Origin of the sequence: Pandoraea sp. NPDC087047, from assembly GCF_044745225.1 — a bacterium.
Lineage (GTDB): Bacteria > Pseudomonadota > Gammaproteobacteria > Burkholderiales > Burkholderiaceae > Pandoraea.
Window position 1 is genome coordinate 145,892 of sequence record NZ_JBIUZU010000010.1, and the last position, 26,841, is coordinate 172,732.

Below are 26,841 nucleotides of genomic sequence, written 5' to 3' on the forward strand. Positions count from 1 at the left end.
TCACTGACGTGCGCAGTGCACGCTGCTACTATCGGGGCTGCCATCGAACGTGTCCGGTACTGCCGGAAAACAGGGGAAAACGATAAGTCATGAACCGTGACAACGATCTGAAAACCACACCTGAAACTGCCGTTCGCGATGTCTTCGAGCCCAATGTCGCACTGTTCGGCCTGAACATCGCAGCGGTGCCGTTCGAGACGGCCGTCGACGTGCTCGCACACGCGGGTGCACAACGCGACGGACGCTCGCGCATCGTGGTGACACCTAACGTCGATCACATCGTGCGTCTCGACACGCAGCCGGAATTCAAGCAGCAGTACCGCAAAGCCGACTTTCTTTTCGCCGACGGCATGCCCATCATCTGGGCGAGCCGTCTGTTCGGCAAACCGCTGCCGGGCCGCGTGACCGGCGCAGACCTGCTGCCCGCGTTGTGCGACAGAGCGCGGGCGTCGGGCCGTCGGGCGGTCTTCGTCGGTGGACGCCCGGGACAGGACGCGCAACTGATGGAAGGCCTCTCACAGCGCTTTCCGGGGCTCGATTTCACATTGATGATTCCGTCGATGACGTTCGATCCTACCGGTGCCGAAGGCGAGGAGATCGCGCAGCGCGTTCGTGCGCTCGCACCCGATCTCATCTTCGTATGTCTTGGCATGCCTAAACAAGAGCGCTGGGCGATGGCGTACGCGAGCACCATGCCGGGCGGTGTCATGCTGTGCGTCGGTGCGGCCATCGAGTTCGCTGCGGGCATGCAGAAGCGCGCGCCGAAGTGGATGCAGCGCACGGGTTCCGAATGGATCTGGCGCATCTTGCAGGACCCGGGCCGCATGTGGCGCCGGTATCTCGTCGACGACCGTCGCTTCATCAGCATCTGCTGGCGGCAGTGGCGCGAACTCGGACGTCAGTGACGCAGCAGCTCAGACGGCATTGCGCCCCGTGACCATCACGGGGATCGTCTTGAGCAGAATCTTGATGTCCAGCCACAACGACCAGTTGGTGATGTAGTAACGGTCGTATTCGACGCGCCGCTGCATCTTGTCAGGCGTGTCGGTTTCTCCTCGCAGACCATTGATCTGCGCCCATCCCGTGATGCCCGGCTTGACGCTGTGACGCAGCATGTAGCCCGGGATCAGGCGGCGATACATTTCGTTGTGCTCTTCAGCGTGCGGACGCGGGCCGACAAGGCTCATCGAACCGGCGAGCACGTCGAACAACTGCGGCAATTCATCGAGCGAGGTGCGGCGCAGATGCCGTCCGATCGGCGTGATGCGACTGTCGCCCGCGTGCGCCTGACGCAATCCGCCAGTCGCGGCCGCCGCCGCATCTTCCGGCTGAATCACGCGCATCGAACGGAATTTGTGCACGACGATCGGCTCGCCGCGCTCGCCGTAGCGCCGTTGACGAAACAGGATCGGACCGGGCGAATCGAGGCGCACAGCAATGGCGACGGCGAGCATCACCGGACTGAGCAGTACCAGGATCAACGCTGCGCCCACGACATCGATACTGCGTTTGATCATGCGCAGCAGACCCTGCACGGTAATGTCGTGCAGGGCGAGCAGCGGAACACCGGCGAGATCGGTGCCAGTCAGCGGGAGATCGCCGGGGAAGCTGAACTCGGGCAGCAAATAGATGGCGGCCGTCGAGTCGTACAGACGGTTGACGATCTCGCTGGTGAGTTCCTTGTTGTCCTGCTGGCCGATGGCGATGAAGACGATTTCGTACGCGTTGGCCTGAATGTGTTCGGCAGCGTCGGCATAACGGCCGAGGTAGGGCGGCAGCACTTCGCCATCGTCCGGCGTGATCGGAACATCGTTGTAGTAGCCCGCCACCTGGATGCCGAGGATCGGCGAGCGGCGCAGGCGCAGATTCAATTTGCGGGCTTCGCGTCCCAGGCCGAAAAATGCCGCGCGGCGTTGATTGCCGGGCGCGTTGTTGATGCTGTGGGCCATGCCGCGCAGCACCGCGAGTCCGATCATTTGCAGCGGAAGCGCGAAGAGAATCCACTCGGCCACCATCAGGCGCACATCTTCCGGGCTCTCGTACGTCAGAAACAGCAGGACGATGGCCGACACCAGCACCCGGCACCAGCGCATGGCGCCACGTCCGAGCATCCACCCGAGGTTCCGGGCGCTCGCGAGCAGGTGAAAGCTGGCGAACACGATGAACGCCGCGACGGCCAACGCGCATACGAGGGTCAGACCGAAAGGGGTATAGGGGTTGTGCCCGTTCAGTTGCAGAACGATGAGAAAAGCGCCTGCGTTAAGCACTGCGCTGAAACCGCCGACCATCGCCATGAAAAGCCGATGGTGGTAAGTCGTCTGGGTCGACATGACGAGATTCGAAGGGTAACGGTAACTGACGGATTCGAGACGGATTCGACAAAGTTCCGGAACGGCGGGAGCCCTCCGATGGTCGCGCCGTATTTTGCGCGCGTATCTTAGTAGGTCAAATTCGCTTTCGTATGAACACTCTGACTGACGATTATCGACCTGCGCCGTCCCCCCGGCGTCCCCCATGTCGTGCGTTTGCGACGCACAAAACGAAAACGCCCGCCGGGCTGAGGCACCGGCGGGCGTGAAGCGTGAACTTTGATATGACGTTCTGTCAGTACGGGTACACCGTGTCGTTCGAGACGGCGGCGCGCTGGCCTTGTTGCACACGCAGCGGCGGCGCTTGCGTGACCGTGGCGACACGGCCGTCGTCCAGACGTACGGTGATGCGATAGAGCACGTTCGGCTGACCCATGCTGTTTTCGATGCGGTTACCCGCGATACCACCGACCACGGCGCCGGCGATGGTGGTGGCAGTGCGTCCGCGTCCGCCACCCAGCGTGTTGCCGAGCAGACCGCCCGCCGCACCGCCGAGCACCGTGCCCAGAATGTTCGGGCTGTTATTCGCACCGTTGAGTTGCTCGATCGACTGGACCGTGCCGTAAAGCGCGCCCTGCGGTTGTTGTTGAGGCGGCGGCTGATAGCCCGGTTGATATCCCGGCTGTTGATACCCCTGCTGCGGATACCCGCCATATTGCTGACCCGGAGCCACGCAACCGGCCAACATGACGGCGGCCAGTGCCGCGCTGATTCCCGTAAGTGCTTTAATGTTCATTTTGGATCGTCCTCGTGAGCGTGAGGTGTTAATGCAAGGTGAGCGTGATGCGCGTGGTGGCACGCCGTCACCGTTGTCGAAGTGATGTTGTGCACCATGTGGCACATCTATTGCGACCACGATGCGGAATGTAGGGTTCCGCAGGGCTTTCTGCTGTAAGAAAAGGTAAGCGACTGTAAAGATGCTGCATCGCGCTACGACGGGGTTGGCACGGCGCAGTACGGGTTTGGAAACGTGTCTCGATGATATTCCCATGTGGTGAGACGTTGGATCATGCGCTGCCATTGCTTAATGATTGAGAGATATCCACTCATATTTCACTGAATTTCGTGGCGAATTGATGCTAAATCATCGAAATGTATCGGAAGGCGCGGGAATCGTCTAAGCATATAACCAGAAAAGACTTTGGGGGCTCAGTACCAAGCGGTAACATCGCGACCTCCGGTGTCCCTCCGTTTTTCCTCTGGTTCAGTCTCATGTCTGTTGACGTCTCCTTGTCTTGCGCCGCGTCTGCACACGCGAGCGCTGCGGCATCCGCCGCCTCTCGCACCGCGGGTCCGGCCATCATCCGCTCAGCCGCCGACGTCGCGCAGCTCGTCAATGAGGGCGGCGCCCGCGTGTCGAATGCCCGCTGGATCGTGGCGATCGCCCTCGGCGGTGTCTTCCTCGATGCCTACGATCTCGGTGCGCTCGCTTTCGGCCTGAAAGACGTTGCGCGTGAGTTTCAGCTTACGCCGGCCGGTACGGGCATGGTGGCGTCCGCCATCACGTTCGGTGCCATCGTCGGGGCGTTCCTCGGCGGCTACTTCACCGATCGCATTGGCCGTTACCGCGTGTTCATGGCCGACATGCTGTGCTTCGTGATTGCCGCCATTGCCTGCGCGCTTGCGCCGAACGAGTATGTGCTCGCCGGTGCGCGCTTCGTCATGGGGCTGGGCGTGGGCATCGATTTACCGGTCGCGATGGCATTCCTCGCCGAGTTCTCCAAACTCAAGGGACGAGGCAACAAGGCGGCGCGGGTCGCGATGTGGTGCCCCACCTGGTATGCCGCGATATGCGGCTCGTATCTGCTGGTGCTGCTGTGCTACTCGGTGCTCCCGTCGTCGCACAGCGGGTTGCTGTGGCGGATCATCCTCGGCTTTGGCGCGATTCCCGCGCTGGCGATCATCGCCGTGCGTAGCCGTTACATGAGCGAATCGCCGGTGTGGGCCGCCAATCAGGGCGATCTGGAAGCGGCGGCGAAGATTCTCAAGCGTTCGTACGGGATCGATGCCGTTGTGGCCAAGGACGCCGAGCGTGTCGCGCCGAAACGTCCGGCCGCGTGGCGCAACTATGGGAAATTGCTGAAGGGCGTGTACCTGCGTCGCACGACGCTCGCGACCATCATCGCCGTGGCGTCGTCGTTTGCCTATAACGCGGTGGCGTTCGGACTGCCGGTCATCATCGCCAGCTTCCTAGCCCAGTCGATGCTGACCACGATTCTGATGTCGCTCGCGTTGAACCTGTTGTTCGCGTTCACGGGCGGCTTGCTGGGGGTGCGTCTGGTGCCGAAGGTCGGCGCCTGGAAACTCACTGTGGTGGGCTACGCGTTCCAGCTGACGGCACTCGTCGGTCTGGCGGTCGTGGGCAAGCCCGACGGCGCCGTGCAGGTCGCGTGGGCGCTTGGCTTGCTCGCGCTGTTCCTGCTGGGTCAGGGCTTCGGACCGGGGGCGCACTCGATGACGTTCGCGTCGCTGAGCTATCCGACGTCGCTGCGGGGAGTGGGCGTGGGTTTGAACCAGACGCTCATGCGTACGAGTTCGACCGTCTCGCTGTTCCTGTTCCCGGTGCTGGCTGCGGCCCTCGCGACGAAGGTATTTTGGGTAATTGCCTTCGCGCCGGCCATCGGTTTGTTGGCTTTGCTGGCAATTCGGTGGGAGCCCTCGAATTACGATGTCGACGCAGAGGACTTCTGAGCGTCGCCCGCCTGCGGGTGGGTAGGGGGCGCCATCGCAATGGCGTTCGCCGACATCGCGCGGCGACCGTCGTGAGTCCGTGTTCCCCGTGAAGCGGATGCCTGACGAGTCAGCGCGCCCCCATCTCGGGCGCGAACAGGCGCTCGCGTTTCATGAACGGGTCGATGTCACTTGCCAGGTTGCGTTGGCGTGAGCACACCTTTTTCCCGTTCATCTCGATGCATTCCCGGGTACCCAACGGATTGCCGCCTTCGCGCGTGGCGCTGGGGCCGCTCACGGCGGCCTGACCTGACCCGAATTCGCGCTCGAAGGCGCGTTGCGCGACGTTGCCTTGCGCTGGAGGCGCATCGCGCGGGGCGGCGCGTTGCGACCGATCAGTGACTGCGCGTTCGGCACTTGCGACCGGTGACGAGGCTTTCGACGCCGGTGGCGTACCGGCTTGCCGTGCAATGTCGGCGCGCCAGTCCAGGGTTGGCGGGGGTGGCGCGCTCACCGTGGGAGCGGGCGGGACCTGTGTCTGCGGTTCGGTGGGCTTCGCGGAAGGTAATGTCCGTCGCTGGGGCAGCGCGGGTATCGGGGCACGGGTCGCGGACGTTGCGGTGTTTCTGCGCGCGGGTTCGGCGACGGTCGGGGCTTGAAGCGCTGAACTTCGCGGTGCGGGGGGTGGCACGAGGGTGACCTGCATGGCCGTGCGCGTCGGCGAATTGTGGCTGGGGTCGCTGAAGTCGCTGAGCGGTACCGGCGTGACGAACCACATGAGCCAATGCAACGCGAGCACTGCGGCCGGGACCCACCAGACGCTAAGGGGCATGCGCGCGTCAACCTCGCGAGACGACGAGCGTACGGCTATCGATGGCGTATGGCGGGCGAAGGTCAGAGCAGGGGAGGAGCCAGGGATGTGGATGACCGCAAGGGCAAAAGCATGAGTGCTGTCGAAAACCGGCGGCAGGGCTGCATTCTGGCACACGCCGCCCGGCGAGGCAGACCCGTCCCGGTACTTTGCGTCAGGTCCTCGAAAAAACGGCGCTTCAAACGAAGCGCCGTGCCCCTGATTGCGCTGCCGGTTTCAATGTGAAGCGATGCGAACGACGCCGGGCGGCCTTGATAAGGAAGGTGAGTGCCGACTCAGCTTGGCCGCGAGTGCGGGGTGCCGACCAGCGCGGCGCTCCCGCCCATGATGTAGTTCTCGAGTTGGTCGATGGTGAATTGCTGCTCGGTGATGATGGCCTTGACCAGGTCGCCGATGGACAACAGGCCGACCAGTTCGCCGTCTTTCATGACAGGCAGGTGACGAATGCGATGCTCCGTCATCAGTGACATGCACTCTTCGTTGGTCTGCTCGGGACTCACGTAACGCACGGCGGAGGTCATGACATCGCGCACGGGCGTGTTGACCGAGGTGCGTCCCATCAGCGCAACTTTGCGAGCGTAATCGCGTTCGGTGAAGATACCGACGATTGCGCCGCCGTCATCGCTGACCAACACCGCGCCGATCCGCGCTTCGGCCATCAGGGTCAGGGCATCGAGTACCGAATCGGTCGGTCGCACCTGGTACACCGTGCTGGCCGATTTGGACTTCAGGATCTGAGCGACTGTTTTCATGGTCATCCTCCTGCGGGCTACGGGTGTTTACAGGATAGTTGAGCGCGCGTCGTGCGTCATGCCCGCGTTGACCCCGAGGGGCCCCGGTGAGGCTGCGCGCGTTCATTGGTGCATTGCGCCACAAATGGGCGGCAAACGGCTTCAAAAAAGCTTGCCAAAGCCATTTTTTCCACACGGGCGACGCAGAAAAGCGTATCCTTACGCGATCGGCGAAAATTCGCCGATCATCGCCTGACGATCGCGAAATGCTTTATCGGCGCCGCTGACATCGATGTCCTGCGAGCCGGATCAATCGCTGTGCCGATGACGCGGACCGACCTGGTCTTCGCTCTCCCGACACGCACTGCTCGTCATTGCGGCACTGCCGCAATGTGCCTTGTTCCTTCGAACCATCGCCGCTTTTCGGTGCGCTGTCCGCCTTTGTGGACGGTCCACCGGGTAGGCTCTTTTGGGCGTTTGTACACCCCATCAGATTCCGGGGGGCTGGAACGGTATTGGCGAACGAACTTTCAGTTACACCGGTGCTGCGCCTCGCGAGCGGCACCCACAAGAGGACACGATATTGGCCAAGGAAGAACTGATCGAATTCGACGGACGCGTTTCGGACGTGCTGCCGGATAATTTCTTTCGCGTCACGCTCGAGAACGGCGTGGAAGTGATGGCGTATGCGAGCGGGCGCATGCAGAAAAACCGTATTCGCATTCTCACGGGCGACCGTGTGACGCTGGAATTGTCGCAATACGACCTGACGAAGGGTCGCATCAATTACCGTCACAAGAACTAAGTCAGGCTTCAAGCCTGACTTTTGCGCGCAAGTCGTTGCCCGTCGCGGGCATAGCCATGCCGCGCATAGAAGCGATGCGCGGCGACCCGGTGGTCGCTGCTCGTCACTTCGAACTTCTCGCATCCCCGCGAGTTGAACCATGCGTGAGCGGCCGCCATCAGCGCGTGCCCGACGCCCGAGCCTCGCACATTTTCCTCCACCACCAGCGCCGTAATGCGCCCCAGACGCCCCGCCTGATGAAACATGGTGAGCGCGTGCAATCCGATACATCCCACGATCCGAGCGTTTTCGTCGAGTGCGACGAAAGCCGCGTCATCGCCATGAGCGGCTGACAGCGCGATATTGCGTCGAACGATCTCCAGCGGGGTTTCGTAACCCAACTGTGCGAGCAGGGTGACGATGCGCGGTGCGTCGTCGTCGATGGCGCGGCGTGTGCTGGGCGTGGGCGTTGTCATGTCGGCGTGGGTTGGCGCAGGCGTCAGAGCTGTTCAAAGCGGTCGAAACGACGACCGGTGTATTCCACTTCGCTTTCGAAATCCGTCACGCGGGCTCCCGGCGGGCCGTGACGCATCCATTCGAGCATCTTGTCGACCTGATCGGGCGTGCCTTGCACCACCGCCAGGATGTCGCCCTCGGGCAACGCCTGCACCCAGCCGCGAACACCGATCAGATGCCCCTCACGCACGGCCGCCTGACGGTAGCCGACGCCCTGAACCTTGCCGCGCAAGCGCACGGCAACGGTTTCGAGCGATGAACTGATGGATAGGGGTTGCATAGCGTCAGGCCTTGCCCGGCACCAGCCGGATACGCGTAATTTCGGACGGTGCGCCGAACCGTTTCGGCGGTCCCCAGTAGCCGGTTCCCCGGCTCACATAAACGGCCAGACGCCCGAGCCGGTGCAGACCATGCACGAACGGCTGTTGCAGCGGCACGAAATACATCCACGGCCAGAATTGTCCGCCATGCGTATGTCCGGAGAGTTGCAGATCGAACCCGGCCGCTTGCGCCGCCGGTGCGCTGCGCGGCTGGTGGGCGAGCAGCACGCGCGGCACGCCTTCCGGCGCGCCCGCCGCGGCGGCTTGCGGGTCGCTGCGTTTTTCCGGATCGAAATGATGTGCCGTAAAGTCCGTCACGCCTGCCACGGTGAGCGACGCGCCCTCGTGCTCGAGCACCACGTGCTCGTTTTCGAGCACGGTCAGGCCGATGCGTCGCAACTCCGCCACCCAGGCCGGCGCTCCGGAGTAGTACTCGTGATTGCCGGTGCACACATAGGTGCCGTGACGAGACGCGAGTTGTCCGAGCGGCGCGATGTGATCGCGCAGCGCCGGCACACCGCCATCGACCAGATCGCCGGTAATTGCCACGAGGTCGGGCTTGAGGGCATTCGATGCTTCGACGATGGCTTCGATATAGCGACGTCGAATCGTCGAGCTCACGTGAATATCGCTCAATTGCACGATCGTGAAACCCTTGAGCGCGGGCGGCAGATCGGCAATGGGAACGTCGACATCGACCACGCGCGCGAGGCGTCGCGCGTTGTAGAAACCCAGCACCGTCGACGCCGCCGTGAGGATCAGCACGATGACGGCCGAACGGGTGACGAGTTGCGTGTCGAGCAAGGAGAGGGCCATCGCCACGGCGAGCACGACGTCGCGCAGCAGCGTGAGCACGAAGAGCGACGAGAAGATGCCGATGGCGGTCATGCCTGTCCACGTCAGCAGTGTGGCGAGCGGTTCCTTCTGGATGGCGCGGCTCATCAGACCGAGCGGGATGAGCACGGTCGACACGGCGAGCCATAACCCGCCGAGCACTTTCCAGCCAAGGGCGACCGGCAACGGGGTCAGCAGTCGCCAACCGATGTAAGCATGCAGTGCCGCGATGATGGCGAGCATCAACCAGCGCGGACGCGCGGGCAGCGTGCGCCTGGACGACTTGCCGTGCGTGTGGCCTGCGCCGGGAGGCGTTTGAGATGCCTGTGAAGCCTGGGAGGAGTGAGACATAGCGTTGTCTGTTCGGAATTCGGGGGCGGCGTTTGGCCGGTACATGTAGCGACATGTCGTTATGTGCCGTTATGCGGGCGCCGCGCCCGATTGCAAGAGGTGGGCGTCAGATTCGGCCAAACGGAAGGCCATGCGCGGTTACGTCTTCGGCACCGGGTACTTCTGCGCGTTCATGACGAGCTTGTCGGCCACGGCGCGGTTCAGGTCGACGCCCAGCACCGTCGACAAACGCACCAGATACATGGCGATATCGGCCAGTTCCTGCTCGACATGCCGCGCTTCGTCCGACTGCATGACGGCTTTGGCCTGCGCATCGGTATGCCACTGGAAGATCTCGACGAGCTCAGCCACTTCGACCGACAGGGCCATCGCGAGGTTCTTCGGTGTGTGGAACGGATGCCAGTCGCGCGCGTCGGCGAACGCGTGCAGCGCGGCTTCGAGTCCGGCGGTATCGATGAGACGGGCGATGGGACGCGCTTTCGCGTCGGCCTCGCCTTGTGCCGAGGCATCGTGGGGAGCGTTTGACATGGGATTCGGAACTCGGAAGTGGGTTATGGTAGCGCGTTGGCGCAAGATGCGCCGTGTAGCTCCCATTTCCCCGGCACCCCTATCCCTTGGACCGTTCCCCCTCAGACGCCACGCGCTCGGGCGAATCGGCTGACGCCGCCGAGTCCCGAACGCCGCAGACGTACCGCGTCACGCTCAAGCCCTCGGGCTGGCACTTCGATGCCCCGGCCGACACGCCGATCCTGCTCGCAGCGCAGGCCGCCGGCATCAAGTTGCCCAGCCTGTGCCGCAACGGCACCTGCCGCGCATGTCTGTGCCAGGCCCGATTCAATGTGGCTGACGTCGCCGGTGGCGCGCCGGCCCCGGTCGTGTATCGGATCGAGTGGCCGGGCTTGTCGCGCGACGAAAAGGCCGATGGCTGGCTGCTGCCGTGCTGCGCATACGCGTGCAGTGACCTTGTGATCGACGTGTCCGATGCTGTGCGTGCCGCGCTTTGATAAACTCGCTGCTATCTGGCGCTCGCCCGTGAGCCGTCATAACCGTTTCAGGATCAGGAAAGCCGAATGGCACAGTACGTATTCAGCATGAACCGCGTGGGCAAGATCGTGCCGCCCAAGCGTCACATCCTCAAGGACATCTCCCTGTCGTTCTTCCCGGGCGCCAAGATCGGCGTGCTGGGCCTGAACGGTTCGGGGAAATCGACGCTGCTCAAGATCATGGCGGGCGTCGACAAGGAGATCGAGGGCGAAGCGATCCCGATGTCCAATCTGAATATCGGTTATCTGCCGCAGGAGCCGCAGCTCGATCCCGAGCAGACCGTGCGTGAAGCTGTGGAAGGCGGCATGGGCGAAGTGTTCGAAGCGCGCACCAAGCTCGACGAAATCTACGCCGCCTACGCCGAGCCGGACGCCGACTTCGACGCGCTGGCCGCCGAGCAGGCCAAGTACGAAGCGATCCTCGCCGCGAGCGACGGCAACAATATCGAGCAGACGCTGGAAGTCGCCGCCGACGCGCTGCGCCTGCCGGCGTGGGACGCCAAGATCGGCGTGCTCTCCGGCGGCGAAAAGCGTCGTGTGGCGCTGGCTCGTCTGCTGCTCTCCAAGCCGGACATGCTTCTGCTCGACGAACCGACCAACCACCTGGACGCCGAATCGGTCGACTGGCTCGAACAGTTCCTCACGCGCTTCCCGGGCACCGTCGTGGCCGTCACCCACGATCGCTACTTCCTCGACAACGCTGCCGAGTGGATTCTCGAACTCGACCGCGGTCACGGCATCCCCTGGAAGGGCAACTACAGCTCGTGGCTCGACCAGAAGGAGCAACGCCTGAAGCAGGAAGAGTCGACCGAGTCGGCCCGTCAGAAGGCGCTCAAGAAGGAACTGGAATGGGTGCGTCAGAACCCGAAGGGTCGTCAGGCGAAGTCGAAGGCGCGTCTCGCCCGTTTCGACGAGCTGAACAGCCAGGAATATCAAAAGCGCAACGAAACCCAGGAAATCTTCATCCCGGTGGGTGAGCGTCTGGGTAACGAAGTCGTCGAGTTCAAGAACGTGTCGAAGGCGTTTGGCGACCGTTTGCTGATCGACGATCTGAGCTTCACGGTGCCGCCGGGCGCCATCGTTGGCATCATCGGCCCGAACGGCGCCGGTAAGTCCACTTTCTTCAAGATGCTCACGGGCCGCGAGCAGCCGGATAGCGGCGAGATCAAGGTCGGCCCGACCGTCAAGATGGCCTACGTCGACCAGAGCCGCGACGCGCTCGATGGCACCAAGACGGTGTTCGAAGAGATTTCGGGCGGTGCCGACGTACTGACGGTGGGCAAGTACGAAACGCCCTCGCGCGCCTACATCGGGCGCTTCAACTTCAAGGGTTCGGACCAGCAGAAGCAGGTCGGTTCGCTCTCCGGCGGTGAGCGTGGCCGTCTGCACATGGCCAAGACGCTGATCTCCGGCGGCAATGTGCTGCTGCTCGATGAACCGTCGAACGATCTGGACGTCGAAACCTTGCGTGCACTCGAGGACGCGCTGCTCGAGTTCGCCGGTTGTGTGATGGTCATCTCGCACGATCGCTGGTTCCTCGATCGTATCGCCACGCATATTCTGGCCTTCGAAGGCGACTCGCATGTCGAGTTCTTCCCGGGCAACTATCAGGAGTACGAGGCGGACAAGAAGAAGCGCCTCGGCGAGGAGGCAGCAAAACCGAAGCGAATCCGCTACAAGCCGATCGCGCGGTAACGCAGGAAAAGGCGCCGCAAGGCGCCTTTTCTGTTTGTGCGGCGGCCAGGCCGGTTCGATGCAGTGGGTTTGTCCGCCATCCGCCAGTGTTCGACGAGCCATGCGTGCGCTACGCGTCGCATGACCCGCCATTTTGACGAATCAGGAGTGTGCAAATGAGCCAGTCAGTGAATCAGTTGAATGGAAAGGTCGCCGTGGTGACCGGTGCTGCGAGCGGCATCGGCAAAGAAATCGCGCTCACGCTGGCACGCGCCGGCGCGGCCATCGCGATTGCCGATCTGAATCAGCAGGGCGCAGACGCCGTTGCTGAAGAGATCAAGGCCGCGGGCGGCAAGGCCATCGGCGTGGCCATGGACGTCACCAACGAAGACGCGGTGAACAGCGGCATCGACAAAGTGGCGCAGACCTTCGGCTCGATCGACATCCTGATCTCGAACGCGGGCATCCAGATCGTCAATCCGATCGAGAACTATGCGTTCGCCGACTGGAAGAAGATGCAGGCCATTCACGTGGACGGCGCCTTCCTCACGACCAAGGCGGCGCTCAAGCACATGTACAAGGACGACCGCGGTGGCATCGTCATCTATATGGGCTCGGTACACTCGCATGAGGCTTCGCCGCTGAAGTCGGCCTACGTTGCGGCCAAGCATGCGCTGCTCGGTCTGGCCCGCGTGCTCGCCAAGGAGGGCGCCAGGCACAACGTGCGCTCGCACGTCATCTGCCCGGGCTTCGTGCGCACGCCGCTCGTGGACAAGCAGATTCCCGAGCAAGCCAGGGAACTGGGGATTTCGGAAGACGAGGTCATCAAAAAAGTGATGCTCGGCGGCACGGTCGACGGCGTGTTCACCACGGTCGACGACGTCGCCCAGACGGCGCTCTTCCTCGCCACGTTCCCGAGCGCCGCGTTCACGGGGCAATCGTTCGTGGTGAGCCACGGCTGGTTCATGCAGTAATCGCGTCGCACATCTCGCCGCAAGCCACGCTCAGTGGCTCGGCAGCCCCGGCACGCTCGCACGCCGGGGCGGTTCCAGGTCAAGCAGACAAGCATCAGGAGAACGGTCATGACGGCCAATCCGCCCAAAGTCCCCAAACGCGCCATCGATCTGCCGCCGTACGAGACGGTCGCGCTTGTCTTGCAGGGTGGCGGCGCGCTCGGGGCTTATCAGGCGGGCGTGTATGCCGGCCTGCATGAGTCCGGCATTGCCCCGACCTGGGTCGCGGGCATATCCATCGGCGCGTTCAACACGGCGATCATCGCCGGCAATGCGCCGGAGCATCGCGTGGCGCAACTCGAAGCGTTCTGGCGCACGATCTGCGAGCCGGCCGTCTTTCCGCCGTTGCCCGCGCCGTTCGAAGCGGCCATCCTCAACGGCCCCGAGCCGGGCCGCATCGCCTACAGCGCATGGCAGGCATGGCGTGCGCTGGTCGAGGGCCAGAAGGGCTTCTTCACGCCGCGCTGGCCGCAACCGTTGCCCACCGCGATGGGCGACCCGGCCCATGCGAGCTATTACGACACGTCGGCGTTGCGCGGCACGCTGGAGCGCTTCGTCGACTTCGACCGGATCAATGCGCGCGAGATTCGCGTCTCGGTCGGCGCCGTGAACGTGCATACCGGCAACTTCGTCTATTTCGACAACACCCGCGAGAAGCTGCGCGCGGAGCACTTCATGGCCTCGGGCGCATTGCCGCCGGGCTTCCCCGCCGTGGAAATCGACGGCCAGTATTTCTGGGATGGCGGCCTCGTGTCGAACACGCCGCTCTCGGAGGTGCTCGGCACGTCGCCGCGCCGCGACACGCTCGCGTTTCAGGTCGACCTGTGGAGTGCGCGCGGTCCGTTGCCCGACAATCTGAACGACGTCGCAGACCGTCAGAAGGACATCCAGTTTTCGAGCCGCACGCGTTTGGTGACGGACAACCTTCAGCGCGCGCAGCACTATCGCCGTGTCCTGCGCGAAGTGCTCGACCGGGTGCCCGCGGAGGTGCGCGCCCGCGATCCGTGGTGCCATGCGGCGGAAGAAATCGCGTGCAGCAAGCGCTACAACGTCATTCAGCTTATCTACCGTAACAAGGAGTACGAGGGGCACTACAAGGACTACCAGTTCGGGCTCGCCACCATGCTCGATCACTGGTCGAGCGGTCTGGACGATGTGCGCCGCACCCTCGCACATCCCGAGTGGCTGGCCATGCCGAACGACGCCCGGGGCTTTATCACGCACGATATCCATCGTCAGGAAGTCGTCTGACGCGTCGCCCCTGACGCCGCCGCTGTCGCCCCCGCTGTCTCTCTCGCACTACCCCCTGCGGCGCGCCGTCCCAACACGCCGCAGGGCCCTGCCTCCGGCGCTCGCGATTCGCCGGTACTGCGCTGAGCGTCGCTGGCTCGCGACTCGCTGCGCTCCTTTCGCGCCCTTTGCTTATGCCGTCAGCACCGTCTCCAGCCGCATCTTGAGCGACTGAAGATCGAGCAGCATGGCCGTGCGCGCGGCGCCGTCCGCCGTGGGCAATTCCACCGCTTCACGCATGTCGTTGCGCATCTCGTGCGTGGCGCGCCCGAGCAGTAAGGCGGGCACGGGCAGCTTGTCCGCCTCGTCGAGCGTGACGATGTTCTCGATGGCGTCGACCAGCAGCCCGAACTTGTCTTTGCCGTGTTCGATGACGAGAATCTTGCGTGCCTGCGCGTCGTCTTGCGGCGGCATGCCGTAGAGCGCGCGCAGATCGACGATGGTCACCAGCTCTCGACGCAGATTGAGCATGCCGCGCACGAATGGCGGCGCGCCCGGTGCGGGCATGACGTCCGGCGAATCGTGGATGATCTCGCGCAACTGATCGAGCCGCACCGCCAGCATGTGTTGCAGACGGAACGACACGTAAGCGTGACGCGTGCCGGGAGACGCCTTCGCCCTCGTTCCGTGGCACGCCGCATCGCCTGCCTTTGCGCGCTGCGCAGGGTCCGTCTCGCGATAAAGCTCGCGATGGCCGCGCGTGAGTTCGAGCACCTGGGAGTGGGTGAAGAGTTCGTCGGCGTTGAGCAGCACGATGTCGTTCGCCGGCTCGCGTGCGATGCATCCCGAGAAAAGCTGCGCGTGCGACGCGCTGAACGACGGCATCGCAAGCAATTCGTCGGCGAAATACGTGACGATGCTGTCCACGGCATCGACCCGCAGGCCGAAGTGCACATCCTCCTGTTTGACGATCAGAATCCGGCGCAGGTCCGAGGCCGTGCCTGCGACCTCGGCGTGCGGCTGGCTGGCCTGCAAGCCCAGAAAGTGAGCGAAATCGATAACCGGCACCACGGTACCGCGCAGATTGAGCATGCCGACGCAAAACACACTCGCGAGCGCCGAGTTCTGCAATTCCGGGACGCGAATGATTTCGCGAATCGCCCCCATCGGCAGCGCGAGTCGAGAGTGTTCGATGGTGAACGACACGCATTGCAGACGCTGACGTTGCTGGCGGCGCTGCGGTGCGCTCAGCGCCTGACGTGCGAGCAACTGCGGCATGTTTTCGATACGCACGAGGGCGCCCGGCGCGAGAATTTGCAGAATGCGTTCGCCGCCGTCGAGTTTGATCGCCCCGGACACCACCTGCGGCGCCGTGTGCGACGGGTCGTATTCGAACCCGGTGCGCTCAGACGCCCGCACGCGCAGGATCTCGCTCGTGCTGTCGAAGAGCAGTCCGACGCGCACGCCTTCGATGTCGACGATCGCAATCTTCTCCGTCATCGGCATCGCCCGGCCGCACGCCTCTCCGGAAATCGCCAGCAACGGCTTCAGATCGACGATGGGGATGAGCGTGCCGCGCAGATTGAACAGGCCGAGCAGAAAGTCGGGCGAGAGCGGCACGGGGGTGACATGGCCGGGGTAATTCACCACCTCCTGCAATGCCGCAATGGGCAGCGCGAACTCGACGTCGCCCAGATGAAACGAGCCGAAGACTTCGATGTCGTCCGGAGCGGCGGTGCGTGGCTTCTGGGGCTTTTGCGGTATCGGTGCGCTGGCCGGTGCTTTGGACGATGCGTGAGCCGCTTGCGGCGTGGCCGACGGCATGGCGGGCGCGCGCGTGCTCACGCCAGTCTTCGTCTGCGTCGTGATGCCCGCCGTCACCCCTGGCGGCGAGCCGTAACCCGTGCCGGAGCGCGCGTAGCCCTGATGCTCCTGATACCCCTGGAACCCCTGATAGGGCGACATCGTGGGCGGGAGTACCATCGCGCCCGCGATGGCGTCTTGATGCAGAAACGGAAATCCCGGCGTGCGTGCGTTCATGATTCACGTTCCACGAGTTTGAGCGCGGGGCGACGCGGCACCGCAGCGCTCCCGTTTGAGCCGATCGTGCGCACGAAGAACGCGTGGTGAGCACAGTCGATGGTCAGTTGCCGTCCGATTTCGCCGCCGACCTCGACATGCACGATCGGAATGCCGGTCCCGGCGATCAGGGCCTGCGCCATCTTGGCGTTGGCCGCGCCGATCAGGCCATGCCGGGGCGTTGGCTGATGCGGCATCATGTTGCCCCCGCCCGCGATCACGGCCTCGATCTCGCTGCGGCGTGCATCGTCGGCCTTCATCAGCGCGAGCAGCGACGGCACTGCCTGCGTGACGTACTTCGCCCCGATGGCGAGCGTGGGCTGCGGGGCTTCGGGCAACAGGCAGTGCGCGAGGCCATACAGGCCACGGGCGCGCCACATCAGACCGATGCCGACACACGAACCGAGGGTCGCGCGCAGCACGTCTTCACCGCGCCCGATGCGCACCTCGCCCATCAACACCTGAATGTCATGCGACGGCCCCATTCGACGCTCCCTGATTGCGGTAAATCAGCGGTTGCTCAAACTGATAGCCGGTCGAGAGCCGCGAGAGCGACTCCGATTCGCCGACGATCAGCACGCCTTCGGGGGCAAGCGTGCAACGTACGTTCTCCAGCACGCGTTCCTGATCGTTCGTCTCGAAATAGATCAACACGTTGCGCAGCATGACCAGATCGAACGCTTCGCGACGCGCCAGGCGCTGATACAGGTTGTGCTCGGCAAACGTGATGTGGGCGCGCAACTCCGGCACGACCGTGAAGCCGCCCACGCTCGGGCGGAAATACTTCGCCAGCATGGCCGGGCGTTGCTGCTTGAGGGCGTCGATGCTGCGCCCACCGTAGTTGCCCGCCATCGCCACCGCGAGCACCTGACTCGAAATGTCGGTCGCGTGAATCTGGTACTGAAAACCGGGATGCCGCGCGCGGAATGCTTCGCAGATCATTGCGGCGGAATACGACTCCTCGCCGGAGGATGCGGCGGCCGACCACATCCGGAAAGTGCGCCCGGGGTTGGCGGCGTGCCAGCGCGGCAGGTAATGCTGGGCGACGTAGTCCCACACGCGCGGCGTGCGGAAGAACGTGGTCTCGTTCGTCGTGACGAGATTCACGAAGTTCCGAATCTCCTCGGGCGTGTTCTCGAGCAGCGCGAGATAGTCGCGATAGCAGCGCAACGACAGCGTGCGCAGGCGCGGTCGTAGCCGGCCCTGCAACATCGTCCATTTCTTCTCGTTCATCGAGATGCCGGTATGCCGGTGCACAGCGCGCAAAAGCGCTTGCTGGGTGACGGCATCGGCGTCGGCTTCGATTTCCATACGGGGTCCTCTTGGCGGACGTTGGCTCCGGCGCTGCGTGCGCAGTCAGTGTCGGCCCGCGTGGGCTGGCGCCGAAAAATGCTGGCGAGGGTTGTCGGTATGCGACTCGCGTGCTCGCCGGGTCATCCCTACACCTTGAATCGCGACACGGTGCGATCGAGCGCTTGCGCGCCCTGGTTCAGACCGGTCGTCGCTTGTGCGATGGTCTCGCACGCGCTTGCCGACTTCTCCGTCTCTTCGGCCACGTGCTGAATCGCGAGACTCACTTCGCGTGCGGCGACGAGTTGCTCTTCTGCCGCGCAGGAAATCTCGGAGATGGCCTGCGTGGTGCGCGACACGCCGTTCACGATCTTCTCGAACGCTTCGCCCGCCTGACGCGATACGTCGCTGCCTTGCGCCACGCGTTTGGTCGACTCGTTAATGAGTTTGGAGATTTCCTTGGTCGCCTGCGACGAGCGCTCCGCGAGCTTGCGCACTTCGTCGGCCACGACCGAGAAGCCGAGACCATGTTCGCCCGCACGCGCCGCTTCGATGGCCGCGTTGAACGCGAGCAGGTTAGTCTGCCCGGCGATCTCGCCGATCACCTTCACGATTTCGCTGATGTCTTCCGACGACTTGTTGATCAGTGCCATCGCCTCGACCGAGCGGGCAATCGCACGCGAACCGGTTTCCGCTTCCTGCTGCGTCGCTTTGGCGAGCTGATCGGCGCCCTTGGTGTTGTCGGCAATCGAGTTGATCGATGCCGTGAGTTCTTCAATGGATGCGTTCATTTCCTCGACGGTCGCGCCCAGTGCCTGCGCACCGGTGGCCACGGTATTGGCGCGCTCGGCAATGTCGTGCGACGCCCCCGAGAACTCGCCTGCCGAGTTGACCACCTTGCCGATCACGCCGCGCAGGTCGTCCATCATGTGACGAATGCCGTCGGCCAACTGGTCGATGGGCTCGGTGCCTGCGACGCCAATCTCGCCGGTCAGATCGCCCGCGGCCGCCCGGTTGACGGTATCGAGCAGCAGCGCCACTTTGTGCTGATCGTCTTCGGCGCGGCGCTTCACGCTCGCTTCCAGTTCGACCTGCTGCGTGATGTCGGTCGCGAATTTCACGACCTTATAAGGACGGCCGTTCGCGTCGAGAATCGGGTTGTACGTCGCCTGAATCCAGATTTCGCGGCCCGCCCGGCCCACGCGCTTGTAGCGTCCCGCATCGAATTCGCCGCGATTGAGCTTGGCCCAGAAGTCGCGGTAGGCGTCGGACGCCGCGTAATCCGGCTCGCAGAACAGGCGGTGGTGCTTGCCGCGAATCTCGTCGAGCGAGTAGCCGAGCGCTTGCAGGAAGTTGTCGTTGGCCGAGATCACGGTGCCGTCGAGATTGAATTCGATGACGGCTTGCGCGAGGTCCATTGCGCGAACCTTGCCCTCGAATTCGGCCTGACGCGTGCGGTCCGCCGTGACATCGGTGGCGAACTTGATGACCTTGTAGGGGGCACCGCTGGCGTCGAACACCGGGTTGTACGACGCGCGGATCCAGACCTCGCGCCCGCCCTTGCCGATGCGTTTGTATTCACCCGCGTCGAATTCGCCACGACCGAGCTTGGCCCAAAAGTCGCGATAGGCGGCAGAGGCCGAATAGTCGGGCTCGCAGAACAGGCGGTGATGTTCGCCCTGAATTTCGTCGAGACGATAACCGACGGTATGCAGGAAATTCTCGTTGGCGTGAAGAATGCGGCCCTGCAAGTCGAATTCGATGACGGCCTGCACGCGATTGAGTGCGGCGGTGACGGCCTGGAGTTCCTGTTGTTCCATTTGGAATTCAGGCGTGGCGATTTCCATGACTTTTCCCCTGAGACGCTAGCCCCGGCGCGTGTCGTGCGGCCGTCACGAAAGGGATTGCGTCGCTGCGGAATTGAGCGCGCAGTCCTCTATAGACGCGATTACGACAGCGATCCAGGCAACTTGAGATCAGTGCCTACCCGCATGTCGTTTTTGGCGCGAGCGGTGAAATCGCTTCGAAATCCGCGTCCAATAAGGCTTTAAAGATAAAGGAATCGCACGAGAAGTCGACGCTCTTATAGCGTCGATACATTTCAAACGCGCAAATGAAATGAATGAACCAGCGCGGCCCGCACATCGACGGTGCAGGAAAAGGGCGCGATACCATGTCGGAAATACGGCAGAACACGGATCGGAGGTGTAGGAAAAAAATCCTCCTCCCGCGTCTGAAACGGGAGGAGGGGATGAAGCAAGGTCGCACGATTCGGGGCAATAGAAAGGGCGACATCTACCACGATGCAAACGCCATGCCAGCGCGAGGCGTCCATGTGAACCCGCGTCGTTATTGACTTCGCTTGGTGCTGTGAAACGCACAAACATGCGACGTTACGGCCACACACGTAGCGTGTTACGTAACAAAGTGCGACACACTCCTCGTTTGGCAACCTTCGCTTACACGGCTTACAGACGCGTGATGGGCTTGCTGCAGGCGCGACGATATAAAGAAAGCGAACGTATTCGCGTTCCTACCTCTGGAGTCAGATCATGAAGTTTGTCGTTGCCGCGTTGCTTGCCGTCACGCTTGCCGGATGTGTGGTTGTGCCCGCCCGTCCTTATTACGGTGGTTACTACGGGCATCCCTGCTGCTATCGCTATTGATGCGTCACGCAATTTGCCTTTTCCCTGGGCAAGGGGAATGCGAATCGCCTGACGAGATACGTCGACGAAGCGTGCCTGAAGCATGGATGTGGGCTTATCGTTTTAATACGAGGAACGTTTCAATACGAAGAACGTTTGCAAAAGACGACCGAATCGTCGATATGCGATGACGCATGAAGTCCGGAGGAATTCGCTGGGCCTCATGCGGGCACCTCATCAGTGATGGCAAGCCTGTTGCAACGCCTGACGTGCTGGCAAAAAAAAGAAGCCCCGCCGGTCCGATGACCTTGCGGGGCTTTTTCGCCAGTGCGGCGAAGATGCTTACCGATGATGCCAGTCACGGCGATCCCGGTCACGGCGGTCCCAGCCGCGATCGTGATGCCAATGACGCGGCGGTGGCCCTCGCCAGTAACGCGGCGGCGGTGCGTAGACCACCGGCGGCGGGGCGACGACCATCGGTGCCGGAGCGGCGTAGACGGGCGGCGGCGCATAGACCGGACCCGGCGCCACGAGGGCGGGACCGGGAATGCCGATGTTGACCGACACATCGGTGCGTGCGAGCGCACTGCCCGAGACGAACGCTGCCGCGAGGCCAGCCATGGCGGTGGCAGCAATCCAGTATTGACGTTGCATCTGTTCTCCTTATCAGCGATGCGCTCCCCGCACGAACCGGAATCATCGGTATCGATCCGTCATTCGTGCCTGCCAGCCATGCATTGTCTCCATGCAGTCTGGCGCGCAATCCGTGGACCCGATTCTACGGAGTGCGAGCGCCCACCGGTGCTACGGCGGCACTACAGATGTAACAAGGCGTAAGGGATCCTGCGATTGAGGGGGCAGGAGAGATGCACTGAGCGCTCAGCGACGCTCAGCGACGCTCAGTCGCGATGCGGTTCGATCACGTGCGATTCAGATGTGATCCAGATGCAATCGCACAATCGGATGCGCTCGGCCACGCTCAGCGACGTTCGTGATCTCGCGGGGCGAGAAAAGTGGCGTGATGGCGTGCGCGTCGCTCCGATGTTGCGAAGTAAGACGGACGGCGCAGCGCCTGCGTGTCGCTCGGAGAGCGCCAATACGGCGTGCGCGGCGTGCCGAGCAAGTCGCCCGGACGATGCGGCGAGAGCGGCGGCACGGCAGTTGGCCAGGCGACATTGCGCCACCGGGCACCGGCCGGCACGACCAGCACCAGCATGACGAAAACGAGCGTCACTACGGCGTAGACGACAACAGGCGAGAGGGCGGTCTCCATGACAAACTCCGGTCGCTAACATGTCACACCACAAAGGAATGCGGCTTGGCACGCAAAGTGTGGCGTTTTTACTATAGTCCATGCGGCTCTCGCTGGCACCCGGTTGATGCTACGCAGGTTGCGGGGCTACACTACAACCGCAGTTTCCCGATGCCGTCGCCACTCAGTCGTCCGGGGGATCGTGATGAATCAGGCCATGCTGGACTCCACTCATGCCGTTGAAGCCACGGCAAGCGGTACTCCTGTGACCCCGGTGGCCATCGATCATGTCGCCTACCCGAGCTACGACGCGACGCTCACGCACCGATTCTACGTCGATGTCATGGGTTTCACGCTGGCGGGGGCGCAGGCCGGCATGAGCCGCCTGTGGGGCAAGCCCTATCTTCTGGTGAGCTATCAGATTGCGCCGGGCGAAGCGCTGGCGTTCTTCAATTGCGACGGCCTCGCCCCCGAGCCTCATCCCCATCCCGATACCCCTGCCACACAAATTCACCACCTTGCCCTGCGCGTGCGAGACCGCGAAGCGCTGGATCGCTGGAAGACGCGTCTTGGGGCGCACGACGTGCGGTTTGCCATCGAGCGGCATGGCGACGGCGAACATCTCTATCTGCTCGATCCGAACGACATCATGCTGGAGTTGTGCGTGCAGACGCCGGAGTCGGCGGCCGGGCAATCGCAAGGGGCGCTCGACACGTTGCAACGCTGGATCGACGGCGTGAGATAACGCGGGAGGTGTGAAGCGGAGGCGGTGAAGCTAGGGGCGGGTGAGCGCCGGTGATAGCGGGCGAAACCCGGAAAACCGCCGCAGCAGCGAGCGGCACTCACGCTCTTCAGCCTTCGACGTCCTTGCCCAGACCGCGCCAGCTTGAGGAGACGGGCGGCGCAATCCCGAACAGATCGATCACGCGGGCGACGGTGTCGTCGACCATCGCGTCGAGCGATTCGGGGTGGTTGTAGAACGCGGGGAGAGGCGGATACACGATGCCGCCCATTTCCGTGACGGCTGTCATGTTGCGCAGATGCGCGAGATTGAAGGGCGTTTCGCGCACCATCAGTACGAGGCGGCGGCGCTCTTTCAGTGTGACGTCGGCGGCGCGGGCGATCAGGTTGTCGGAGAGCCCGTGCGCGACGCTCGCGAGCGTCTTCATCGAGCAGGGGGCGACGACCATGCCCGCCGTCGCGAACGAGCCGCTGGCGATGTTGGCGCCGATCTCACGCACGCTGTGGTACTGATCGGCCAGCGCCTGCACGTCGGCCCGCTCGAGCCCGAGTTCGTGACGCAGTGTGAGCCAGCCCGCACTCGACACCATCAGATGCGTTTCGGCGCCTCCCATGGCGCGCAACTGCTTGAGCAGACGCACGCCATACACCGCCCCGGTCGCGCCCGTAATGGCCACGACCAGACGCACAGGCGCAGACGTCCGGGAAGCGCCCGTCGACACCGTCATCAACCGCGAATCGCGTGTGTCAGGCGAGTTCGGCGATGACTTGCTTGAGTTCGCCGCTCTGGTACATCTCCATCATGATGTCCGAGCCGCCGATGAATTCGCCGTTGATGTAGAGCTGCGGAATGGTCGGCCAGTTGGCGAATTCCTTCACGCCCTGACGGATTTCCTCGTCTTGCAGCACGTCGACCGTGAACAGGTCGTTGACTTCGCATGCCTTCAGGATTTGCACGGCACGGCCCGAGAAGCCGCACATCGGGAATTGTGCGTTGCCCTTCATGAAGAGGACGACGGGATGTTCGGAGACGATTTGCTGGATACGTTGCTGGGTAGTCATGATCGGAAGCCCGTGGGGATGCCGGAAAGTCGGCGTATCCGGCATTTTAGCGGTTTTCCGTCGGGTCCGTCGGCGTGCACTCAGAGGCGTCGGCCGCCGGTGGTGCGCTCGATCCCCGCGAGATCCCGTTCGGAGAAGACATCCGCGAAACCCGCCGCCGTGCAAAGCGCCCGGACATCGAGCGCCTGATGGTAGCCATGCTCGCACAGCAGCCACCCGCCCGGGAGCAGACGCGACGGCGCGCCCGCCACGATCGTGCGCAGCGCGGCGAGGCCGTCGGCGTGATCGGTCAGGGCGTCGACCGGCTCGAAGCGCAGATCGCCCTGCGAGAGGTGTTCGTCGCCCGAGACGATGTACGGCGGATTGGAGACGATGATGTCGAAGGGCGCGCAGGCCGCCGGCAACGCGGCGTACCAGTCGCTCGCGATGAAGCTAACGCGCTCGTTTAGCCCGAGTTGCCGGGCGTTCTCGCGGGCGACGTCGAGCGCCTCGGGGGAACGGTCGAGCGCGGTGATTTGGGCGTCGGGGCGGCTATGCGCAATGGCCAGCGCGATGGCGCCGCTGCCCGTGCCCAGATCGAGCACGCGCGGGCTTGGGCGTGCGTCCAGCCGGACGAGCGCGAGTTCCACCAGCAGTTCCGTCTCCGGCCGAGGGATGAGAACGGACGGGCTCACCGAGAGCGTCAGCCCGAAGAATTCCCGCGTACCGGTGAGATACGCGATGGGCTCGCCCGCCAAGCGACGCGCATGCAGTGCCCGGTAGACGGCGACCGTCTCGGGCGCGAGCGGCTCGCGGTCGCGGGTGATTAGTTGCGTGCGGCTCCAGCCGAGCACATGCGAGAGCAGAATGCGCGACTCCACGGGCGGCAGCCCCGGCTCGCGCAGCAGCGATGCCACGGTGCCGACGTCCACCTGTCCCTCGCCTTGCCCGCCGCCCTGCGTCATCAGGCGGCCTCGCCCAGCGACGCCAGCAACTCGGCCTGATGCTCGGTGACCAGGGCGTTGATCATTTCGTCGAGATCGCCGTCCATGATGTATTCGAGCTTGTAGAGCGTGAGGTTGATGCGGTGATCCGTCATCCGCCCCTGCGGGAAGTTGTATGTGCGAATACGCTCCGAACGGTCGCCCGAGCCGATCAGGCTCTTGCGCGTGGCGGCTTCCTTCGCTTGCTGGGCGCGCATTTGCGCGTCCTTGATACGCGCGGCGAGCACCTTGAGCGCCTTGTCCTTGTTGCGATGCTGCGAGCGGTCGTCCTGACATTCGACGACGATGCCCGTGGGCAAGTGCGTGATACGCACGGCCGAATCCGTCTTGTTGACGTGCTGGCCGCCCGCCCCCGAGGCGCGGAATGTGTCGATGCGAATGTCCGCCGGGTTGATTTCGACGTCGGCGACATCGTCCGCTTCCGGCATCACGGCCACCGTGCAGGCGGAGGTGTGGATGCGGCCCTGCGTTTCGGTCGCCGGCACGCGTTGCACGCGATGGCCGCCCGATTCGAACTTCAGCCGCGAGTAGGCGCCCTGACCGATCAGCCGGACGATCACTTCCTTGTAGCCGCCCAAATCGGATTCGCTCGCCGACATGATCTCGACCTGCCAGCGCTGACGCTCTGCATAGCGCGTGTACATGCGCAGCAGATCGCCGGCGAACAGCGCCGATTCGTCGCCGCCCGTGCCTGCGCGGATTTCCAGATAGATGTTGCGGTCGTCGTTGGGATCGCGCGGCAGCAGCATGTGTTGCAGCGTGCTTTCCATCTCGTCCATGCGTTCGCGGGCGCTCGTCGCTTCGGCTTCGGCGAATTCGCGCATCTCCGGGTCGGCAGCCATCTCCTGCGCCGCCACGACATCGCTGTGCGCCTGACGGTATTGCTGATACTGCGCGACGACAGGGGCAAGCTCGGCGTGTTCGCGCGTGAGCTTGCGGTAGTTGTCCAGATCGCGCGTAACGTCGCCCTGGCTCAATAGGCCATCAAGCTCGACCAGACGTTGCGTCAACTGGTCGAGCTTGGCTTGCATGCTCGCTTTCATCTATTTGTCGGCGGATCCCGAGGTGCGGAACAGTTCGGGAATGAGGTGAAGGATTTGCTCGCGCGAATCGCCGCGCGCTGTGTTCAGCGCGTGCGTCGGGCCGTGCAGGAATTTCTTGGTGAGGGACTGGGACAGGGCTTCGAGCACGGCGGCAGGATCGTCGCCACGCGCGAGCATGCGCTGGGCACGCTCGAGTTCGGCCAGACGCATGGCCTCGGCGGTGCCGTGGATATCGCGAATGACCGGCACGACGCTACGCGCGTCGAGCCATTGCATGAAGTTCTGCACGCGCGTCTCGATGATCGCCTCGGCCTGAGCAACGGCGGCCTGACGCAGCGCATTGCCTTCGCGCACGACGGCGCCGAGATCGTCGACGGTGTACAGGAAGACATCGGTCAGACGGCCGACCTCCGGCTCGATGTCGCGCGGCACGGCCAGATCGACCATGAACATCGGCTTGTGCTTGCGGGCCTTGATGGCGCGCTCGACCGCACCCAGCCCGATCAGCGGCAGCGTGCTCGCTGTGCACGACACGACGATGTCGAACTCGTGCAGGCGTTGCGGCAGTTCCGACAGACGGATTGCCGTGCCGCCCAGACGCTCGGCCAGCTTCTCGCCGCGCTCGGCTGTCCGGTTGGCGATGTACAGGGCTTTCGGGTTCTGTGCGGCGAAGTGCGTGGCGCACAGCTCGATCATCTCGCCCGCGCCGATGAACAGCACCTTCTGCGTGCTGATGCTCTCGAAAATGCGCTGAGCGAGACGCACGGCAGCGGCGGCCATCGACACCGAATGCGCGCCGATCTCGGTCTGGCCGCGAACTTCCTTGGCCACCGCGAACGTGCGCTGGAAAAGCTGGTTCAGATACGTGCCCAGAGCACCCGCCTCGGCAGCGGTGCGCACGGCATCTTTCAACTGGCCGAGGATCTGCGTCTCGCCGAGCACCATCGAGTCCAGACCGCTCGCCACGCGAAAGGCGTGACGCACGGCGTCGGACTGGGGCAGGGCGTACAGATGGGGTGCGAGATCGCCGGCGGGAATGTTGTGGAACTGGGACAGCCAGTGCACCGCGCGCTCGCGGGCGGCGGCGTCGTCCGTCACGCAGTAGATCTCGGTGCGATTGCACGTCGAGAGAATGGCGGCCTCGGGGGCGCTCAATTTGCCACTGCCACTGCCGGTCCACAAGCTCTTGAGGCCCGCCAGCGCCGGCTCGATCCGCTCGAACGGAAACGCCACCCGTTCGCGCAGCGAGACGGGCGCCGTGTGATGGTTCAGGCCGAGAGCGAGCAGTTGCATGGTGTGGGGGGATCTGATAGCCCCTGATTATAGCGCGTCGACGCGAT

At 63.7% G+C, this 26,841-nt stretch carries 27 protein-coding genes; 8 read left to right on the forward strand and 19 right to left on the reverse strand.

Going from position 1 to position 26,841, the window contains the following annotated elements; all coding sequences use genetic code 11:
• The first annotated feature begins 89 nt into the window (after nt 1-89).
• Nucleotides 90-905 carry a WecB/TagA/CpsF family glycosyltransferase gene (locus ACIPHM_RS19740; RefSeq protein WP_400331829.1) on the forward strand — a complete coding sequence of 272 codons (816 nt, stop codon included), beginning with the start codon at nt 90-92 and terminating at the stop codon, nt 903-905.
• Between the two features lie 9 nt (nt 906-914).
• Here ACIPHM_RS19740 and ACIPHM_RS19745 read toward each other — a convergent pair whose 3' ends face one another.
• Entirely contained in the window at nt 915-2,330 is a 1,416-nt protein-coding gene (locus ACIPHM_RS19745) for an undecaprenyl-phosphate glucose phosphotransferase (RefSeq protein ID WP_400331832.1), read from the reverse strand.
• A 274-nt stretch (nt 2,331-2,604) separates the two neighbouring features.
• A complete protein-coding gene (locus ACIPHM_RS19750; protein ID WP_400331835.1) occupies nt 2,605-3,105 on the reverse strand; it encodes a glycine zipper 2TM domain-containing protein in 501 nt (166 codons plus the stop codon).
• Between the two features lie 476 nt (nt 3,106-3,581).
• Between ACIPHM_RS19750 and ACIPHM_RS19755 the strand changes: the two genes are divergently transcribed.
• A complete protein-coding gene (locus ACIPHM_RS19755; RefSeq protein ID WP_400331838.1) occupies nt 3,582-5,060 on the forward strand; it encodes an MFS transporter in 1,479 nt (492 codons plus the stop codon).
• A 109-nt stretch (nt 5,061-5,169) separates the two neighbouring features.
• Here the strand turns inward: ACIPHM_RS19755 and ACIPHM_RS19760 are convergent, their stop codons facing one another.
• Together ACIPHM_RS19760 and ACIPHM_RS19765 are read right to left on the reverse strand one after the other, a co-directional pair.
• Nucleotides 5,170-5,871, reverse strand: a complete 702-nt coding sequence (locus ACIPHM_RS19760) for a hypothetical protein (RefSeq protein ID WP_400331841.1) — start codon at nt 5,869-5,871, stop codon at nt 5,170-5,172.
• A 314-nt stretch (nt 5,872-6,185) separates the two neighbouring features.
• Nucleotides 6,186-6,662 (reverse strand): CBS domain-containing protein, encoded by a 477-nt coding sequence (locus tag ACIPHM_RS19765; RefSeq protein WP_400331844.1) that lies wholly within the window; start codon nt 6,660-6,662, stop codon nt 6,186-6,188.
• A gap of 562 nt (nt 6,663-7,224) precedes the next feature.
• Here ACIPHM_RS19765 and infA point away from each other — a divergent pair.
• Nucleotides 7,225-7,446, forward strand: coding sequence for a translation initiation factor IF-1 (gene infA / locus ACIPHM_RS19770; RefSeq protein WP_400331847.1), 222 nt, complete (start codon nt 7,225-7,227; stop codon nt 7,444-7,446).
• 8 nt (nt 7,447-7,454) lie between these two features.
• On the opposite strand, the gene ACIPHM_RS19775 is transcribed toward infA, so the two are convergent.
• The 4 genes from ACIPHM_RS19775 to ACIPHM_RS19790 form a co-directional block, all read right to left on the reverse strand.
• Nucleotides 7,455-7,901, reverse strand: coding sequence for a GNAT family N-acetyltransferase (locus ACIPHM_RS19775; protein ID WP_400331850.1), 447 nt, complete (start codon nt 7,899-7,901; stop codon nt 7,455-7,457).
• 23 nt (nt 7,902-7,924) lie between these two features.
• Nucleotides 7,925-8,221 carry an acylphosphatase gene (locus ACIPHM_RS19780; protein ID WP_400331853.1) on the reverse strand — a complete coding sequence of 99 codons (297 nt, stop codon included), beginning with the start codon at nt 8,219-8,221 and terminating at the stop codon, nt 7,925-7,927.
• Nucleotides 8,222-8,225: 4 nt separating this feature from the next.
• On the reverse strand, nt 8,226-9,338 hold the full coding sequence (locus ACIPHM_RS19785) for a metallophosphoesterase (protein ID WP_400332039.1): 1,113 nt from the start codon (nt 9,336-9,338) through the stop codon (nt 8,226-8,228).
• 246 nt (nt 9,339-9,584) lie between these two features.
• Entirely contained in the window at nt 9,585-9,974 is a 390-nt protein-coding gene (locus tag ACIPHM_RS19790; protein WP_400331856.1) for a nucleotide pyrophosphohydrolase, read from the reverse strand.
• An 86-nt stretch (nt 9,975-10,060) separates the two neighbouring features.
• On the opposite strand from ACIPHM_RS19790, the gene ACIPHM_RS19795 reads away from it, so the two are divergent.
• The 4 genes from ACIPHM_RS19795 to ACIPHM_RS19810 all read left to right on the forward strand — a co-directional run bounded on the left by ACIPHM_RS19795 (nt 10,061) and on the right by ACIPHM_RS19810 (nt 14,427).
• The gene (locus ACIPHM_RS19795; RefSeq protein WP_400331859.1) at nt 10,061-10,450 is read left to right on the forward strand and encodes a 2Fe-2S iron-sulfur cluster-binding protein; all 390 of its coding nucleotides are present in this window, start codon (nt 10,061-10,063) and stop codon (nt 10,448-10,450) included.
• Between the two features lie 66 nt (nt 10,451-10,516).
• A complete protein-coding gene (gene ettA, locus ACIPHM_RS19800; protein ID WP_400331862.1) occupies nt 10,517-12,184 on the forward strand; it encodes an energy-dependent translational throttle protein EttA in 1,668 nt (555 codons plus the stop codon).
• 167 nt (nt 12,185-12,351) lie between these two features.
• Nucleotides 12,352-13,137, forward strand: a complete 786-nt coding sequence (locus ACIPHM_RS19805) for a 3-hydroxybutyrate dehydrogenase (RefSeq protein ID WP_400332042.1) — start codon at nt 12,352-12,354, stop codon at nt 13,135-13,137.
• A gap of 108 nt (nt 13,138-13,245) precedes the next feature.
• Nucleotides 13,246-14,427, forward strand: a complete 1,182-nt coding sequence (locus tag ACIPHM_RS19810) for a DUF3734 domain-containing protein (protein WP_400331865.1) — start codon at nt 13,246-13,248, stop codon at nt 14,425-14,427.
• A gap of 171 nt (nt 14,428-14,598) precedes the next feature.
• Here ACIPHM_RS19810 and ACIPHM_RS19815 read toward each other — a convergent pair whose 3' ends face one another.
• From ACIPHM_RS19815 to ACIPHM_RS19840, 6 genes are all read right to left on the reverse strand, one after another.
• Entirely contained in the window at nt 14,599-16,446 is a 1,848-nt protein-coding gene (locus ACIPHM_RS19815) for a chemotaxis protein CheW (RefSeq protein WP_400331868.1), read from the reverse strand.
• A complete protein-coding gene (locus ACIPHM_RS19820; protein ID WP_400331871.1) occupies nt 16,443-16,970 on the reverse strand; it encodes a chemotaxis protein CheD in 528 nt (175 codons plus the stop codon). The genes ACIPHM_RS19815 and ACIPHM_RS19820 overlap by 4 nt, the downstream gene beginning before the upstream one ends.
• Nucleotides 16,954-17,796, reverse strand: a complete 843-nt coding sequence (locus ACIPHM_RS19825) for a CheR family methyltransferase (protein WP_400331874.1) — start codon at nt 17,794-17,796, stop codon at nt 16,954-16,956. The genes ACIPHM_RS19820 and ACIPHM_RS19825 overlap by 17 nt, the downstream gene beginning before the upstream one ends.
• Nucleotides 17,797-17,924: 128 nt before the next feature.
• Nucleotides 17,925-19,595 carry a methyl-accepting chemotaxis protein gene (locus ACIPHM_RS19830; RefSeq protein WP_400331877.1) on the reverse strand — a complete coding sequence of 557 codons (1,671 nt, stop codon included), beginning with the start codon at nt 19,593-19,595 and terminating at the stop codon, nt 17,925-17,927.
• A 1,167-nt stretch (nt 19,596-20,762) separates the two neighbouring features.
• Entirely contained in the window at nt 20,763-21,074 is a 312-nt protein-coding gene (locus ACIPHM_RS19835) for a hypothetical protein (RefSeq protein ID WP_400331880.1), read from the reverse strand.
• Between the two features lie 325 nt (nt 21,075-21,399).
• On the reverse strand, nt 21,400-21,693 hold the full coding sequence (locus ACIPHM_RS19840) for a hypothetical protein (protein WP_400331883.1): 294 nt from the start codon (nt 21,691-21,693) through the stop codon (nt 21,400-21,402).
• A 196-nt stretch (nt 21,694-21,889) separates the two neighbouring features.
• On the opposite strand from ACIPHM_RS19840, the gene ACIPHM_RS19845 reads away from it, so the two are divergent.
• Nucleotides 21,890-22,417 carry a VOC family protein gene (locus tag ACIPHM_RS19845; protein ID WP_400331886.1) on the forward strand — a complete coding sequence of 176 codons (528 nt, stop codon included), beginning with the start codon at nt 21,890-21,892 and terminating at the stop codon, nt 22,415-22,417.
• A 106-nt stretch (nt 22,418-22,523) separates the two neighbouring features.
• On the opposite strand, the gene ACIPHM_RS19850 is transcribed toward ACIPHM_RS19845, so the two are convergent.
• From ACIPHM_RS19850 to hemA, 5 genes are all read right to left on the reverse strand, one after another.
• The gene (locus ACIPHM_RS19850) at nt 22,524-23,141 is read right to left on the reverse strand and encodes a UbiX family flavin prenyltransferase (RefSeq protein ID WP_400331889.1); all 618 of its coding nucleotides are present in this window, start codon (nt 23,139-23,141) and stop codon (nt 22,524-22,526) included.
• 19 nt (nt 23,142-23,160) lie between these two features.
• The gene (gene grxD / locus ACIPHM_RS19855) at nt 23,161-23,475 is read right to left on the reverse strand and encodes a Grx4 family monothiol glutaredoxin (RefSeq protein ID WP_400331892.1); all 315 of its coding nucleotides are present in this window, start codon (nt 23,473-23,475) and stop codon (nt 23,161-23,163) included.
• An 80-nt stretch (nt 23,476-23,555) separates the two neighbouring features.
• Nucleotides 23,556-24,419, reverse strand: a complete 864-nt coding sequence (prmC, locus tag ACIPHM_RS19860) for a peptide chain release factor N(5)-glutamine methyltransferase (protein ID WP_400331895.1) — start codon at nt 24,417-24,419, stop codon at nt 23,556-23,558.
• A complete protein-coding gene (gene prfA, locus ACIPHM_RS19865) occupies nt 24,419-25,501 on the reverse strand; it encodes a peptide chain release factor 1 (RefSeq protein ID WP_400331898.1) in 1,083 nt (360 codons plus the stop codon). The genes prmC and prfA overlap by 1 nt, the downstream gene beginning before the upstream one ends.
• On the reverse strand, nt 25,502-26,794 hold the full coding sequence (gene hemA / locus ACIPHM_RS19870) for a glutamyl-tRNA reductase (protein ID WP_400331900.1): 1,293 nt from the start codon (nt 26,792-26,794) through the stop codon (nt 25,502-25,504). It abuts the gene before it with no gap.
• Nucleotides 26,795-26,841: the final 47 nt, after the last annotated feature.